The 16,589-nt window shown below is 44.7% G+C and carries 14 protein-coding genes; 3 read left to right on the top strand and 11 right to left on the bottom strand.

Annotation, left to right across the window (positions count from 1 at the left end; genetic code table 11):
* Positions 1–6: 6 nt before the first annotated feature.
* Positions 7–2,253, bottom strand: coding sequence for a phosphoenolpyruvate--protein phosphotransferase (ptsP, locus tag CBX98_RS06540; RefSeq protein WP_047009107.1), 2,247 nt, complete (start codon positions 2,251–2,253; stop codon positions 7–9).
* 2 nt (positions 2,254–2,255) lie between these two features.
* Complete coding sequence (rppH, locus tag CBX98_RS06535; protein ID WP_005381953.1) at positions 2,256–2,777, bottom strand: RNA pyrophosphohydrolase; 522 nt, start codon at positions 2,775–2,777, stop codon at positions 2,256–2,258.
* A 619-nt stretch (positions 2,778–3,396) separates the two neighbouring features.
* Between rppH and mutH the strand changes: the two genes are divergently transcribed.
* Entirely contained in the window at positions 3,397–4,077 is a 681-nt protein-coding gene (mutH, locus tag CBX98_RS06525) for a DNA mismatch repair endonuclease MutH (protein WP_109168800.1), read from the top strand.
* A 15-nt stretch (positions 4,078–4,092) separates the two neighbouring features.
* Here mutH and CBX98_RS06520 read toward each other — a convergent pair whose 3' ends face one another.
* A complete protein-coding gene (locus CBX98_RS06520) occupies positions 4,093–4,404 on the bottom strand; it encodes a DUF6482 family protein (protein ID WP_005397320.1) in 312 nt (103 codons plus the stop codon).
* A gap of 154 nt (positions 4,405–4,558) precedes the next feature.
* Between CBX98_RS06520 and CBX98_RS06515 the strand changes: the two genes are divergently transcribed.
* Positions 4,559–5,593 carry an NADP(H)-dependent aldo-keto reductase gene (locus tag CBX98_RS06515; protein ID WP_109168799.1) on the top strand — a complete coding sequence of 345 codons (1,035 nt, stop codon included), beginning with the start codon at positions 4,559–4,561 and terminating at the stop codon, positions 5,591–5,593.
* A 134-nt stretch (positions 5,594–5,727) separates the two neighbouring features.
* On the opposite strand, the gene CBX98_RS06510 is transcribed toward CBX98_RS06515, so the two are convergent.
* From CBX98_RS06510 to xerD, 7 genes are all read right to left on the bottom strand, one after another.
* Complete coding sequence (locus CBX98_RS06510) at positions 5,728–5,979, bottom strand: hypothetical protein (RefSeq protein ID WP_005397324.1); 252 nt, start codon at positions 5,977–5,979, stop codon at positions 5,728–5,730.
* Between the two features lie 525 nt (positions 5,980–6,504).
* Positions 6,505–7,839: a cyclic-di-GMP-binding transcriptional regulator VpsR gene (vpsR, locus tag CBX98_RS06505; protein WP_046873964.1), complete on the bottom strand. Its 1,335-nt coding sequence runs from the start codon at positions 7,837–7,839 to the stop codon at positions 6,505–6,507.
* Between the two features lie 244 nt (positions 7,840–8,083).
* The gene (lysS, locus tag CBX98_RS06500) at positions 8,084–9,601 is read right to left on the bottom strand and encodes a lysine--tRNA ligase (protein WP_005397328.1); all 1,518 of its coding nucleotides are present in this window, start codon (positions 9,599–9,601) and stop codon (positions 8,084–8,086) included.
* A 34-nt stretch (positions 9,602–9,635) separates the two neighbouring features.
* A protein-coding gene (gene prfB / locus CBX98_RS06495; protein ID WP_100068604.1) for a peptide chain release factor 2 occupies positions 9,636–10,734 on the bottom strand; the annotation gives its coding sequence in 2 pieces (ribosomal slippage) (positions 9,636–10,658 and positions 10,660–10,734; 1,098 coding nt in all).
* 173 nt (positions 10,735–10,907) lie between these two features.
* Complete coding sequence (recJ, locus tag CBX98_RS06490; RefSeq protein ID WP_006742673.1) at positions 10,908–12,647, bottom strand: single-stranded-DNA-specific exonuclease RecJ; 1,740 nt, start codon at positions 12,645–12,647, stop codon at positions 10,908–10,910.
* A 44-nt stretch (positions 12,648–12,691) separates the two neighbouring features.
* A complete protein-coding gene (dsbC, locus tag CBX98_RS06485) occupies positions 12,692–13,480 on the bottom strand; it encodes a bifunctional protein-disulfide isomerase/oxidoreductase DsbC (protein ID WP_012842135.1) in 789 nt (262 codons plus the stop codon).
* A 59-nt stretch (positions 13,481–13,539) separates the two neighbouring features.
* Entirely contained in the window at positions 13,540–14,457 is a 918-nt protein-coding gene (xerD, locus tag CBX98_RS06480; protein WP_005397336.1) for a site-specific tyrosine recombinase XerD, read from the bottom strand.
* A gap of 158 nt (positions 14,458–14,615) precedes the next feature.
* On the opposite strand from xerD, the gene fldB reads away from it, so the two are divergent.
* Positions 14,616–15,134 carry a flavodoxin FldB gene (gene fldB / locus CBX98_RS06475; protein ID WP_005397338.1) on the top strand — a complete coding sequence of 173 codons (519 nt, stop codon included), beginning with the start codon at positions 14,616–14,618 and terminating at the stop codon, positions 15,132–15,134.
* An 85-nt stretch (positions 15,135–15,219) separates the two neighbouring features.
* On the opposite strand, the gene brnQ is transcribed toward fldB, so the two are convergent.
* Positions 15,220–16,530, bottom strand: coding sequence for a branched-chain amino acid transport system II carrier protein (gene brnQ, locus CBX98_RS06470; protein ID WP_109168798.1), 1,311 nt, complete (start codon positions 16,528–16,530; stop codon positions 15,220–15,222).
* Positions 16,531–16,589: the final 59 nt, after the last annotated feature.

The following is a 16,589-nucleotide window of genomic DNA, read 5'->3' as shown; positions in this document are numbered from 1 at the left end:
GATTTCCTACTTTTTACCTGCACGGATAAAGCCCGCAAAACCCTGTTGGATGAAGAAGTCATGCATCATTTGATGAATGTCCTCCCCGTAGGACTTTGTCATTGCTTGCTCCGCTAATTTTTCTAATTCTTCTTGTTGGCTATGACGAATCAAATATTTCACCTTAGCCACGTTGGAGGTGTTCATACTCAAACTGGTATACCCTAACCCAAGTAAGAGAAGAGCGCCAAATGGGTCGCCAGCTAACTCACCACAAATACACACTGGCACCTGATACTTATCGCACACGTCATGGATTTGCTTAAGCGCTAACAGTACCGCAGGATGCATAGATTCATAGACATCCGCGACGCGCGAATTGTTCCTATCAACTGCTAATAAATACTGGGTTAAATCGTTTGTCCCGACAGAAACAAAATCAACACGGTGAGCAATCGTTGGCAATAAATACACCATTGATGGCACTTCGATCATGACCCCAACTTGTGGGAACTGAATTCTATCATCAAGCAACACGGCTTCGCTGTGAGCTTGATTAATCAAGCTAATGGCATCGTCTAGCTCTTTTACCCCAGACACCATTGGCAATAAGATACTTAAGTTTCCGCTTTCTGCACTCGCTCTTAACATTGCACGCAGCTGGATCAAGAAAATGTCTGGATGATCCAATGTAAAACGAATGCCACGCCAGCCTAGAAACGGATTATCTTCTTCGATGGGCAAATACGGCAAAGGTTTATCACCACCAATATCCAAAGTACGCATCACCACTCGTTGATTCGGATAGCTGTTAAGTATTGCTTGGTATTGATGATACTGCTCATCTTCCGACGGAAAGTGATGCTGAAGTAAAAATGCAATCTCAGTTCGATACAACCCAACTCCATCAACACCTGTATTGATGGCAATATTGCTGTCTGCACTGAGTCCCGCATTCAGCATAATTTCGATATGGTGATTATCTTGCGTAACCGCAGGGAGTGCGAGGTCCTTGTTTACCATGGCAAACAATTCAGACTCTTCACTTACTAAGCTGCGATACTCTCGCAACAACTGGCGGTTTGGCTCTAAGAAGATCTCACCCGTATAGCCGTCGACTATCCCGAGTTTGCCATTCACCACATCCGGGTTAATGTTGGCGCCCATGACAGCGGGAACTCCAAGTGCGCGAGACAAAATAGCCGCATGAGAGTTCGCGCCACCTTCTAGTGACACGACGGCTAACAAAAATTCTTTAGGTACAGACGCGAGCAAGGTGGCAGTGAGTTCATTCGCCACCAAAATAATGGGGCGATCAATTGCAGAATTTTCTTGCTCACTGTTGTGCAGAAAATAGAGCAGCCTTTGCCCTAACTCTCGGATGTCTTGCGCTCTCTCGCGCATGTAGACATCCGACATTCTGGCAAATCGATTCGAGTATGATTCTACCACTTGGCGTAACGCCCAATCGGCCCTGTCTCCTTTTTCAATCTGCTTCTTCAAATCACCGCGAAGCATCGGATCATTCAGTAAGTGAGTAAACAGATCGAAGATCGCCAGCGCATCTTTGTTGATTTCACTGTCCAGCTTTTTCCGCATACGGCGAAAGTCATTTAACGCTCGCTCTATCGCCACCAGCAATGTCTCGTGCTCACGTTCTTTATCTAACGTGGACGAAGGGAAAACATCCGATAAACTCGGCTGGGTATTGTCGAACCAAAACTCTCCAATCGCGACACCAGTAGATGCAGGCAAACCTTTTAATACCGTGGGTTTAGATGCCAACTGCCAATGCCCAAGATTCTGCGCATGCGCAATAAGCACTGCTAGCTGAGCGGACAACGTGACAAGAAACGACTCTTCCATTTCACTGAACAAGCGCGGTGTTTTTTGCTGGATCACCAACACACCTAAAACTTGTTTTCGATGAATGATTGGAGTGGCTAAAAAGGAGTGGTAAATCTGTTCGCCGAGTTGAGGGAAGAATTTAAACTCGGGATGTTTTGAGGCTTCGGCAAGGTTGAGTGGCTCTGCGCTTCGTTTAACCAACCCAACCAAGCCTTCATTGAAGTTGATATGAATACTATCACCTTCAAAAATAAGGCCTTGAGTTGCCATTAACTCAAGGCGCTGCATTTCTTCATTAGCAAGATAGATAGTACAGCACTCAGTGCGAAGGGCAGCACAAGTCTCTTTCACCAATATATCGAGTGCCAGATGCACATCATCGACCCTGGAGACTTTCTCAACTATTTCCCTTAGCTGACTGAGCATGATTATCCTCTACGTTGCTTTTTTCTTTTCCCTTTCGCTTTTCTCTCTCGAAAAGGCATGGCTAAGGATGCAAACTCTTTCATCGCTCGTCGATAAACATCTCGCTTGAAAGAAACAACTTGCCTAACTGGATACCAGTAACTCACCCAGCGCCAACCATCAAATTCAGGGGATTTTCCGCGTTGCATATTAATACGAGATTCATCGCATTCTAATCTCAGCAGAAACCATTTCTGTTTTTGGCCGATACAAACAGGCTTGGAGTCCCAACGCACCAATCGTTTTGGTAGCTTATATCTTAACCAATGACGACTTGTTGCAATGATCTTAACGTCTTTTTTCGTTAAACCGACTTCTTCATATAACTCCCTGAACATGGCTTGTTCTGGAGTTTCACCTTCGTCAATTCCACCTTGTGGAAATTGCCATGAGTGTTGCCCGTATCGTTTAGCCCAGAAGACCTGACCATGGTTATTACATATCACAATACCAACATTAAGTCGGTAACCATCGCCATCTATCACTGGCTAACCTCTATGAATAAATTTTTTATTACCGTGATTTTTCCACATATCCCCATTACTAGCAAACTTACTGATGTGATATGAGCAAGATTTATTACCTTTTCACCATATTTGGATATCTTTTAATCAAATCATACCTTATCAACACAAGAGTGAGACATTGCCCACATTTATTCACCTTTTCTGTGAATAACTTTGTGAAGAATTCAATTCAAATGAGCAATTCAGTTCCCCCCTACAACAAGAAAAACAAATAAAGAAAAAACAAAATAAACATAAACAGTTGATAAATAAAACCTTATATTAAAAAACAACGATAAATCGATCTTCAGTTTCTTGATGATCTTTTCACCAAGCTCAGATCGGTCAAAGATCCACCAACAGGCTATTTATCCACACTCACCTGCTATTCGTTTAGATGATTACAACAAAATCAACCCCAAAAATGCATTTTAACCCCTGTTTATTCATACAGACCCCGTCAGGATCTTATCAATACCTCCTTCACCTGTGGATAAGTTATGAATTGATCGTTCTTACACCGCCTCGGTGAAATCTTAAACAGTAGATTTGGCCGGAGTTTGATAAACTATATGTTTTGTAATACCACCTTGTGACTATGAAACCAGAACCACAAACAGAAGCAGAGCTATTGGAACGCGCTCATGATATGGCAGGACTTAGCTTTGCAGAGCTGGCCGCCGAGGCGAATATGATTGTTCCTGAAAACTTAAAACGTGATAAAGGTTGGGTGGGTCAATTACTCGAATGGCACTTGGGCGCTCCGGCTGGCAGTAAACCTCAACAAGATTTCGCAAAACTAGGGATCGAGTTGAAAAGTATTCCGATCAGTTACTCTGGCAAACCTTTAGAAACAACCTTTGTTTCTGTGGCTCCCCTCACTGGTGTTCATGGTCTTACATGGGAAACAAGTCATGTTCGAAACAAGTTATCTCGTGTGCTTTGGGTACCAGTGGAAGGGGAACGAGAAATTCCACTTGCAGAAAGACGTGTTGGTAGCCCACTGATTTGGTCACCAGACGACGAAGAAGAGCGTATTTTACGAAACGACTGGGAAGAGCTAATGGAGATGATCGTCTTGGGGAAATTTGATCAAATTTCCGCCAGACAAGGAGAAGCGCTGCATCTTCGCCCTAAAGCCGCGAATGCAAAAGCACTCACCGAAGCATACAGCTCAAATGGCAAGCCGATAAAAACTCTGCCCCGAGGTTTTTACCTCAGAACACAGTTTACTGAACAGATCTTACTCAAGCACTACATCAACACGCAATCTGAGTAATGTTGTTTCCGCCATTTAGTGCGTCACGAGCGATAACTCGATATCACAGTACGAGGCTGCCTCTTCAGTGCCACATTCGTCATACGCATTGTGCAGCCTTAAGTACGCTTTATCTACCCCTAACCTCAGCAGCTCTTCTTTCACCAAATCTAGCGAACCGAAATGTATCGGATCTTCACCGTCTTTAATTGGCTCAAGTTGATGCTTGTACTCCACTGCTAGCAAATAGTCAGAGACATCAGAACACCCAATCACAAATACTTTGGGAGTTTTATAAGTATCTTTATGGGGACCGTGTAACCACATGTCCAATTGATGCTTCTGCATAACGTACCTCCTTCACACGATCATTTAAGTGTAGTTAGGCTATGTATAGCTTTCGAGTTTGGTCTTCCTTTATACGTAAATCATTTGCGATAGCGGTTAAAAATCCCCTATATTGGAATCACTTATTTAGTCGGTAACTCTTCAAGGACGTGATATGCAATACACAAAACTACCGCACTCATCACTTGAGATCAGTAAAATCTGCCTCGGAACCATGACGTTTGGCGAGCAAAATACAGAAAAGGACGCCTTTGAACAGCTCGACTTTGCCCTTGATCATGGGGTGAATTTCATTGATACCGCAGAGATGTACCCTGTACCTCCCAAAGCGGAAACGCAAGGACTCACCGAGCAATACATCGGTAATTGGTTAGCAAAGAGCGGCAAACGTGAAAAAGTTGTGCTGGCAACAAAAGTGGCTGGCCCTCGCGGCGTCCCTCACATCCGAGACAACATGAGCCTTAATCGTCGCCACATCCATACAGCAATTGATGACAGCCTTAACCGCCTACAAACGGATTATGTCGATTTATACCAGTTACATTGGCCTCAACGTCAAACTAACTGCTTTGGTCAACTCAACTACCCATACCCTGACAAACAAGAAGAAGTCACGTTAATTGAAACGTTGGAAGCGCTTACAGAATTAGTGAATGCAGGTAAAGTGCGCTATATCGGCGTATCAAACGAGACGCCGTGGGGTGTGATGTCGCTACTGCGTTTGGCAGAGAAACACGATTTGCCAAGAATTGTCTCCATTCAAAACCCATATAACTTATTGAACCGCAGCTTCGAAGTTGGCTTGTCTGAAATCAGCCACTATGAAGGTGTCCAGCTACTGGCCTACTCTCCTTTGGCATTTGGCTGCCTGAGTGGTAAATACCTAAACGGGGCAAAACCTGAAGGCGCTCGATGCACGAAGTGGGAGCGTTTTGCGCGCTACTTCACTCCACAAGGTGTTAAAGCGACCGAAGCTTACGTCAATTTAGCTCAAGAGCATGGTTTGGATCCTGCACAAATGGCACTCGCATTTGTCAATCAGCGCCCATTTGTAGCATCTAATATTATCGGCGCGACCAACCTTGACCAATTAAAAGCCAACATCGACAGTATCGATCTAAAACTAAGCGATGAGCTCCTTACTGAGATTCAAGCAATTGGTACAACCTACTCGAATCCTTGCCCTTAACAGTAAAGCTCCCCTCAAACGAAAACAGCTGACCTTCAAGGTCAGCTGTTTATCAAATGAAGTATGACTTCATATCGCACGTTAAGCGTGTTGAATGACTTGATAGCAACTCAGTCAGTCCAACACGCTAACGATTACGTCATTATTCGCGACGTTAAAACTCGACGAAGGTGACGAACTCGACGTTCAACTTTTACTGCATCCGGAACATTGGCGCGTGTGGAACGACCATCGCTATCTAAACCAATATCTCTCAATAAATGAACATTCGTCCATGGAACATCATGAGCAGTGCGACGTATGGTTCGCTGCCATTGCTTTTCTTCGCGTTTAAGGTCTGCTTTCAATAGCAAAGTTGCCAGTTGTAGGTAAATAGAGTGACGCATAATATTTTCTCCGATTATCGATGTATTCGACTGGGAAAAATAGTGCGTAAAATGAACAGAGGTGTTCTGTTGATACTAAGCCGCTACTTTTCCGCAGCCTAGTAATAAAATAGGTTACGGATTAATTTTTATCTTGTGAGCCAGTGGTATTGGTATCATCCGACTTAAGAGTCATCGGAGCGATAGGCATACGATCAGCGCAAGCAGTGGTGTTAACAACGTAATGTTTCATCTTGCGCCTCCTAGCTAAAAATTAATCCGTTTATGAAAGGTATAACTCATTGAGTTACGGTTAAATTGTAAGCTTTGATGAATATATATCAAACATTTTTTGTCTTTTTGATTAAAAACAAATCAATACACCGCAACTCAGTTTCATATACTTTTCTATATAACATATTCACCTAGGGAATATATGAAATTACGGATTTTATAAATCAAACTGAATACAAAACAAAAAGAGCGGCTTTGTAGCCGCTCCTTCACTGATATTCATTCACCAATTTAACTTCAGAAAGAACAAATTTACATGGCTTGATCAGAAATCAAATTATGTTTGTTCAGTAGTCGATACATCGTCGCGCGTGAAACACCAAGCTCTTTCGCCGCATTCGAAACTTGACCAGAATGAGATTCCAAAACAACCAGTAACGCGTCACGCTCACTCTTCTCACGAATCGATTTCAAACTACGCTTTGAGTCATTACGCTGAGGCAAATCTAGGTGATGCTCTTCAATCATTACGCTGTCAGACATCAGAACCGCTCGTTTCACTTGGTTCATCAACTCACGTACGTTACCTGGCCAGAAATAACGTGTCAGTGCCTTGAGTGCATCCTCAGAAAAGCTTTTTGCTTGCGAGTTATACTCTTTAGAAAACTCTTGTAAGTAGTAGCGCGCTAACAAAGAAATATCGCTCGCGCGCTCTTTTAAGCTCGGGACATTAATGCGTAATACGTTAATGTAGTGATAAAGCTCTTCATTAAAATCTCCGTCAATCAAGGCTTTTTCTACATCTGACGAGTTAGCCGCAAGGATACGCACGTTGACCGCTTTTACACCATCTTTGGTATCAATGGTGCCTTCTTGCAAGAATCTCAGCAGATTCATTTGTTGCTCTTTTGAGATGGTAAGAATGTCATTAAACAACACCGTACCGCCATCCGCTTGTTCGAGCATGCATGCTTCCATATCTTCATCGGCGTTAATACCAAATACTTCCGCCTGGAAACGTTGCTCATTGAGCGCGCGACAGTTAATTGCCATAAACGGTTTATGAGAACGTGAAGAGACTTTGTGGATAGCGCGAGCAACCGCTTCTTTACCTGTACCACTTTCCCCAGAAATCAGAATACTGACGTCCGTCGGACCGATTCGCTTTACTTGATCGCGTAAACGCTTCATCGGGATAGATTCACCGATCAGCCCCATGTCTAAGCTGCTACCAAAACTAGGCCAAACTTTTTTCTCCAACTTGAGCATACCAAGCTGGTGACCAATCGTGCTTAAAAGCTGGGCATCCGGGATTGGCGCAGTGAAAAAGTCGATACAAAAGTTAACAATGAACTGGCATATGGTGTCAGTGCCAAGCTGAGATTCACGAATAAATGCTAACCAACGCACGTGTTTGTGAGAACTGACTAAGTTCGCCAAACCGTTCAAGCTGAATTCGTCATGGCTGAGATCGACAATACCGATACATGGACCAATATCCTCTAACAACGTATTAGCTTTGCGTAAGTCACCCACTTGGTGACACTTCCAGCCCACTTGCTCAAGTACTGATAACCAAGGCTCATAAGTACCGCCAACTACCACAAGCGATCCCGGGATGGAATCCATCTTAAACTGCCCAGCCATTCTCTAACCCTTTTTCATTGTTAATAGAAATTTTGCGCCACAAACCTATCTTTGCGAACGGGTAACATTATCGAGACTCCGCGCCCCCACGTCTGTCTCAGTATTAAGACTATGCAATAGATTGAGATTTGGCGAATGTTTATTTGCATATCCTATTAAAAAGCAAATGCAACAACTTGAACTTATTTAACTAAAAGGCATAAAAAAACCACCCGAAGGTGGTTTTTTTGATCATCCTGCCAAATTACGCTTGTGGGCGCATTGCTGGGAATAGGATCACGTCACGGATAGTGTGCGTGTTAGTCAGTAGCATAACCAGACGGTCGATACCGATACCTTGGCCTGCCGTTGGTGGTAGGCCGTGCTCTAGTGCAGTGATGTAATCTGCATCGTAGAACATGGCTTCGTCGTCACCAGACTCTTTAGCTTCAACCTGTGCTTTAAAGCGCGCGTCTTGATCTTCTGCATCGTTAAGCTCTGAGAAGCCATTCGCTACTTCACGACCGCCGATGAAAAATTCAAAGCGGTCTGTAAAGAACGGGTTGTCATCGCTACGGCGAGCCAGTGGAGAGATGTCCGCTGGGTAGCCAGTGATGAACGTTGGCTGCATTAGCTTAGGTTCTGCTGTTTCACCGAAGATTTCTTCTAGAAGCTGACCACATGTCCAGAAGTCTTCTACTTCAACATGTACTGATTTCGCGATAGAAACCATCAGTTCACGGTTTTGTAGATCTTCTTCGGTTAGCGCTTGGATTTGCGCGTGATCTGGGTTGTACTGCTTGATTGCTTCAAACATGCTCATACGAGTGTAAGTGCCACCAAATTCAACCGTTTCATCACCGTAAGGCATTGATGTTGAACCTAGAACTTCTTGCGCTACCGAGCTTAGTAGTTCTTCAGTAAAGTCCATCAGATCTTTGTAATCCGCGTACGCCATGTAGAATTCCATCATAGTGAATTCTGGGTTATGACGTGGAGAAAGACCTTCGTTACGGAAGTTACGGTTAATTTCGAATACGCGATCAAAGCCACCAACCACTAGACGCTTCAGGTATAGCTCAGGTGCAATACGTAGGTACATTGGCATGTCTAGCGCGTTGTGATGCGTAATGAATGGGCGTGCACTTGCACCACCAGGGATCACGTGCATCATCGGCGTTTCTACTTCCATGAACTGTTTTGAGATCATGAAGTTACGAATTGCAGACATCACTTTAGAACGTACAATAAATGCTTTACGTGAATCTTCGTTCACAATCAGATCAACGTAACGCTGACGGTAACGCATTTCTTGGTCAGTAAGACCGTGGAACTTCTCAGGAAGTGGACGAAGTGCTTTAGTTAGCAACTCGTATTCTTCCATGTTCACGTATAGGTCACCCTTACCAGATTTGTGCAGCGCACCTTTAACACCGATGATGTCACCGATATCAAGACCTTGGTATTTCTCTTTTAGCTCTTTTTGTACGTCTTTAGCAGCGTAAGCTTGGATACGGCCAGATGTTTCTTGAATTACTAGGAATGGACCACGCTTAGCCATAATACGGCCAGCAATTGCAACCACGTGGTTAAGCTCTTCTAGCTCTTCCTTCGTCTTTTCACCGAACTCTTTTTGAAGGTCGCCCGCTAGTGCGTCACGACGGAAGTCGTTTGGGTGGCCGTTTGCTTTGCAGCTCTTTCGGATTTCATCCAGTTTAGCGCGGCGTTCAGCAATCAGCTTATTTTCTTCTAGTACAGTTTCGTTTTGAACAGCATCAGTCATTTTCGATGTATCCTGTTTTTGTCGGTGAAAAGCTTTATAGGCCTGATTTCAGGCTAGCTTCAATAAATTTGTCCAGATCGCCATCAAGAACCGCTTGAGTATTACGGTTTTCAATGCCCGTACGGAGGTCCTTAATACGTGAGTCATCCAATACGTAAGAACGGATCTGGCTACCCCAGCCAATGTCAGACTTAGCGTCTTCATTAGCTTGTTTTTCCGCGTTTTGCTTTTGCAATTCAAGCTCAAATAGCTTCGCTCGAAGCTGTTTCATTGCCTGATCTTTGTTCTTATGTTGAGAACGGTCATTCTGACACTGAACCACAGTGTTCGTTGGTACGTGCGTAATACGTACCGCAGATTCTGTGGTGTTGACGTGCTGACCACCTGCGCCTGACGCACGGTAAACGTCGATGCGTAGGTCAGAAGGATTAATGTCGATGTCGATGTTTTCATCAATCTCTGGATAGATGAACGCAGACGCAAATGACGTATGGCGACGGCCGCCTGAATCGAACGGAGATTTACGAACAAGACGATGAACGCCCGTTTCAGTGCGCAACCAACCGTACGCATACTCACCAGAGATGCGAACTGTTGCCGACTTAAGACCCGCGACTTCACCTTCAGAAACTTCAATCACTTCAGCTTTGAAGCCCTTCGCCTCTGCCCAGCGTAGGTACATACGCAGCAGCATGTTGGTCCAGTCTTGTGCTTCCGTACCACCAGAGCCAGCTTGCAAATCGATGTAGCAATCTGAACTATCATGGTCGCCCGAGAACATACGACGGAATTCAAGCTTTTCTAGCTTCTCTTCCAACTCAGCAAGTTCTGGTTCAATTTCGTCAAATGTTTCTTGATCTTCTTCTTCTACAGCCAGCTCAAGAAGACCTTCTACGTCTTCTACACCTTGCTCTAGTTGATCAATAGTTTCAACAACCGCTTCTAGCGATGCACGCTCTTTACCCAGTGCTTGTGCACGTTCAGGTTCGTTCCATACATCGGGTTGTTCAAGCTCTGCGTTGACTTCTTCTAGACGCTCTTTCTTCGCGTCATAGTCAAAGATACCCCCTCAGGACATTTGTGCGCTGAGACACGTCCTGCAGACGGTTTTTAATTGGATTGATTTCAAACATGTTTACTCAACATTTTAGAATAGAATTTAACCGAGAAATTCTACTGAAAAATGTGACCGAGATACAGGAAAATTTCGGATGAGAAATCAGATTGCGGTTAGAGAGAGCACGGTCATAAAATTTTACACCCTCTTAGGGGCAACCGTACTCTATAAGAAAGGTTAATCTAGATATTACTTAGCTTCGATATGATCGATCATCAATTGCAGTGATTGATTCCCACGAAATTCATTCACATCCAATTTGTAAGCTAAACGTACCGTTTTAACTGATGCATCCGGCCAGCGACGCAAATCGACATTAAATGCAATGCCATCGATCATCACATTGGTAGGATGACCTTTGTAAAGCGGCTCTAACATTAATTTAAGATGCTTCTCACCCACCAGCTTTTGATGCAACACTTTAAACTCACCATCAAAGATTGGTTCAGGGAAGGCTTGTCCAAAAGGGCCACCAGACCGTAGCTGTTCAGCGACATGCATAGAGAATTCTTCAGGCTTAAGTTCACCATCTGACATGATCACGCCTTTTAGCGCCGCTTCATCGAGTTCCTTTTTTACCACTTCATCAAATAAACGGCTGAAACGTTCGAAATCCTGCTCTTTAATTGTTAAGCCTGCCGCCATCGCGTGACCACCAAATTTTATGATCAAACCTGGGTTTTGCGTGTCGATGAAATCCAACGCATCACGCATGTGTAACCCCGGAATAGAACGACACGAGCCCTTAATTGTCCCTTCTCCGCCATCAGCAAATGCGATGACTGGACGGTGAAACTTCTCTTTGATGCGCGAAGCCAAAATACCAATCACACCTTGGTGCCAATCACGTTGGAACAAGGCTAATCCGTAAGGAAGCTCACTGCCTTCACCAAACTGGAGACGCTCGCAGAAAGCCATCGCTTCTTGCTTCATGCCTTCTTCAATCTCTTTACGAGTTTGGTTCAAACCATCCAGTTCACTTGCCATACGACGAGCGGCGTGAATGTTGTTACACATCAACAGTTCAACACCAAATGACATATCATCAAGGCGACCTGCAGCATTGATACGAGGACCTAAAGCAAAACCAAAATCGGACGCCACCAAACGACGCGCATCGCGCTTCGCGACCTCAATCAATGCTTGAATGCCAGGGCGCGCTTTGCCCGCACGAATACGCTGCAGGCCTTGGTGCACAAGAATGCGGTTGTTTTCATCCAGTGGGACAACGTCAGCTACAGTGCCGAGTGCAACAAGGTCAATCAGTTCCATCAACTTAGGCTCTTGCATGCCCTGCTCAGCAAACCAATTGTGTTTTCGCATATGAACGCATAGTGCCATCATGAGATAAAACGCGACCCCGACACCAGCGAGCGCTTTAGACGGAAAATGACAGCTCTCAAGGTTTGGGTTCACCATTGCATCCACATCAGGCAACACTTGTCCCGGTAAATGGTGGTCGGTAACGAGCACGGTAATACCGTTTTCTTTTGCGTAACGCACGCCTTCGATTGATGACACACCGTTATCTACCGTCATGATCATCTCAGCGCCAAGCTCTAATGCTTGGTCAACGACTTCTGGGCTTAACCCATAACCGTCTTCAAAACGATTCGGTACTAGGTAGTCCACATTGTGACTACCAAGCATACGCAGCGCGAGCACCGACAATGCAGAGCTCGTCGCACCATCAGCGTCAAAATCACCGACAACGATGATGCGTTTTTGTTCTTTTATTGCCTGAAACAAAAGCTCGACAGCTTGCTCAATCCCCCCGAGTTTTTGGTAAGAATGCAAACCACGAGCTGACGTTTCTAGTTGCGCAGGATCCGTAATCCCACGGTTGATGTAGATACGTTTTAGAATCGGAGGAATGGAATCAGGAAGAAGGGAAAGATCAGGTTCAGGACGTCGTTGAATTTCTATCATGCTTGAAAAGAGCCGGCGACTTTGCCGGCTCTGCTCCTAAAGGATTATTGTTGCTTTAAACGTTTCAATAGCTCTGCAGGTGGTAGGTAACCGCCAACCATTTCGCCATTCGGTAAGAAGATCGCTGGCGTACCAGAAATTCCCAATTGGCGACCTAAATTGTAATGTGATTGAATGGTTTCTTTACACTGTTTTAAGTCTTTCGCAGGGTTATCAAACGTACGATTCACTTTCGCATTGTGCATTGCCGACTTTGGATCTTCAGCACACCAAATCGTCGCCATTTGTTCTGCCACTGGGCCAGTAGCACCTTGGCGAGGGTAAGCCATGTAGCGCACTGTAATGCCTAGATCGTTATAGCCTTGCATTTGGCTGTGCAGACGCACACAGTAACCACAAGTGATATCAGTAAATACCGTCACAGCATATTTTTCATCGTCTGCTTTGTATTCAATCATGCTATCGGAGAACTGCGCGATTTTCTCCGCATTAAGCGGCGCTTGGCGCTCTGCAATGACATCTTTGTAACTACCATCGTCATTGATGGCATAAAGCGTACCAGCGATAAAATGGCTACCATCATTTGAAGCAAACAAGATCCCGCCATTAGTTTGGATTTCCAATAAACCAGCAACTTCTGATGGCTGAATATCAACGATAGATAAACCAAGCTTTGAGAACTTAGTTTTTAATGCTGCTTCATCAAAACTGCTTTGCGCAGCTGGTGCCACTTGCTGTGCAGGAGTGTCCGTTTTAGCCTGACTTTCTTCTGCACCACAAGCGGTAACAAAAAATGGTAAAGTCAGCAGAGTTAGTCGGCGTAATACGCTCATGAAATTCACCTTAATATAAAATCGTTTTTCCAAGAAGACATGGATGAATCTAACCATTGTTATGCTCTTGGGTGGTGTTGACTGTGGATCTGCTTCAATCGTTCAGTCGCCACGTGAGTATAAATTTGCGTGGTCGATAAGTCACTATGTCCTAATAGCATCTGTACGACCCTGAGATCTGCGCCATAGTTCAATAAATGCGTGGCAAAGGCATGACGCAGTACGTGCGGCGACAGCTGTTCAGTGTCAATCCCTGCTATCAAAGCATAGTACTTAATACGGTGCCAAAACGTCTGACGAGTCATTTGCCTTGCGCGTTTGCTAGGAAAAACAATATCAGATGATGTATCACCAAGTAACGCAGGGCGCCCTTGTTGAATAAACGTCTCGATCCAATCTACCGCGTTCTCCCCCATTGGCACTAAGCGCTCTTTACCGCCTTTACCTGTGACACGTACAACACCTTGACGCAAACTTATGTTTTCCATAGTTAAACTGACCAATTCCGTCACACGCAAACCAGTCGCATACAGCAGTTCCAGCATCGCTTTATCCCGCAATTCCACAGGATCATTCGGGTCTGGCGCTTCGAGCAAGGCGTCCACTTGCTCTTCACTAATATCTTTGGGCAAGCGTTGTGGCAGTTTAGGACTGACCAAGAGCGCACTCGGATCATCAGCACGTACTTTCTCACGATGCAGATATTGGAATAAACGGCGAATTGCCGACAACATACGCGCACGGGACGTCTGCTTGTAATCCAAGTCTACAAGGTAGCTTTGGTATTCTTGCAAGCCAGACAAACTAATGAAATCAAGACGGTAGCGATGTTTCTCCATCCACGTGAGCAGCTTCATCAAATCATTTCGATAGGAAGCCAGCGTGTTCTCTGATAGCCCACGCTCCATCCACATCGCATCTAAGAATTGCTCAACAAGCGAAAAATCTTGTTGATTGACAGGCTGTTGTGCCGTCATGAACGCTTCCTTATCTGTTTATATTTACAGTATTTAGATTAAGGCACCTGCCGATCCAATACCATAAAAAAATCATCCCGCTTAGGATATTCGCTGCAATCTTCCTCAATTTATGGTTAGAATCTTCCACAACAGCAACACAAATAACGATGAATATAATGAAAATCGGACTCTTTTACGGCTCAACGACCTGCTACACCGAAATGGCAGCAGAGAAAATTCGTACCATTATTGGTGAAGACCTTGTCGACATTCACAATGTGAAAGAGACACCGTTATCACTAATGGCGGACTACGACTTATTACTCCTTGGCATCTCAACTTGGGACTTTGGTGAAATTCAAGAAGATTGGAATGCGATTTGGCAAGACATCGCAACAACACCATTAAAAGGTAAAGTTGTCGCGCTGTTTGGTCTGGGTGACCAAGAAGGCTACGGTGAGTGGTATTTGGACGCGATGGGCTTACTTCACGATGAATTACAAGCGACCGGCGCAACCTTTATCGGTTACTGGCCAAATGAAGGCTACGAATTTGAAGCATCGAAAGCACTGATTGAAGATGGCAGCAAGTTTGTTGGACTAGCGTTAGATGAAGACTCGCAGTACGAACTGAGTGATGAGCGCATCGAAAAATGGTGTGAACAAGTTCTTGTGGAGTTCCACGACACACTTTAATAGTGTGAACGCTTCAAAGATAAAAAATAAAAAGCCCGATGAAGTCATTCATCGGGCTTTTTAATATCTTGATAGTGCGAAGTTATTACGCTGTTTCTTGTGCTAGCTCTGGACGAGGTTTCGCGATGAAGAACATGCACACGATAGCCGCAAATGTTGGAAGCACCCAACCCATGCCCACTTCGAATAGTGGCAACATGTTAAACGCAGAAACATCAACACCCGATACTTTTGCCGCATCAACCAACGCAAACAGCAAAGATACAAGCAGTACCGCGCGGTAAGCAAAACGTGGATTTGGCAGTTTGCTGCGTACAAATGTTAGTGCAACCAACGCGATCGCCACAGGGTACAGCGCAAACAATACTGGCACTGACAGAGAAATCAGTTGTGCAAGGCCGACATTCGCAACCAACGCACAAACAGAACCGTTAATAAGTACCCATTGCTTGTATGACAGTGGCGTTTTCGAGCTGAAGAAGTCTGAACACGCAGAAATCAAGCCAATAGCCGTTGTCAAACACGCTAGTAATACAATGACAGACAGAACGATTTGACCGTATGGACCAAACAGCGCTTGAACGTATTGGCTAAGTACCAGACCACCGTTATCTGCACCAGCAGCAACAGTTGCACTTGTCGCGCCCAAGTAGAATAGTGAGATGTAAACAAACGCAAGACCGGCAGCGGCAATACAACCTGCATAGATCAGATATTTAGTCGTTGCAGAACGCTCAGTAATGCCTTTACCGCGCAGTGCATCAACCATCAGCATGCCAAACATCAGTGACGCGAACGTATCCATTGTGTTGTAGCCTTCTAGGAAGCCTTTGGTCAGTGGTTGCGTTAAGTACTCACCGTGCGCGCCCAGCATGTCACCTTGAGGATCAATAAATACCGCGACAGCAAGAATGATCAAACCCACGAACAATGCCGGCGTTAGTACTTTACCGATAAGATCAATCAAACGGCCTTGGAACCATGAGAACATCATCGCCACAATAAAGAAGATCACTGAAAATGCAGTGAGATGCGTTTGTGACGCTTCGAGGAAGAAAGGTTTCACCGCCATCTCGTAAGCCACTAGGCCAGTACGAGGCGCAGCAAACGCAGGACCGATGATGATGAAGATCAACGCAGCCATAATAACCGCTGCTTTTTTCGGAAGGTCTTGCGTTAAGTGATCCCAAGAACCACCAGCAACAGCAATAGCAACGATAGTAATAAGAGGTAGACCTACCGCTGTTAGCAAGAAACCAAACATCGCTGGCATTAAGTTTTCACCGGCTAGCTGACCCGCTAGAGGTGGAAAGATGATATTGCCCGCACCTAAAAAGAACGCAAATAGCATAAAGCCTACTGCGATAATATCTGTTAGTTTTAACGTCTGCTTCACAGATAACCCTTGTCTTTTAATTAATGAATGTTGTGTATGCTTAGACCACTTTTTGTATA

It is taken from the genome of Vibrio sp. T9 (genome assembly GCF_003123985.1).
Lineage (GTDB): Bacteria > Pseudomonadota > Gammaproteobacteria > Enterobacterales > Vibrionaceae > Vibrio > Vibrio diabolicus.
The sequence above is the reverse complement of the archived record's forward strand: the minus strand, read 5'-3'. Positions and strand labels throughout refer to the sequence as shown.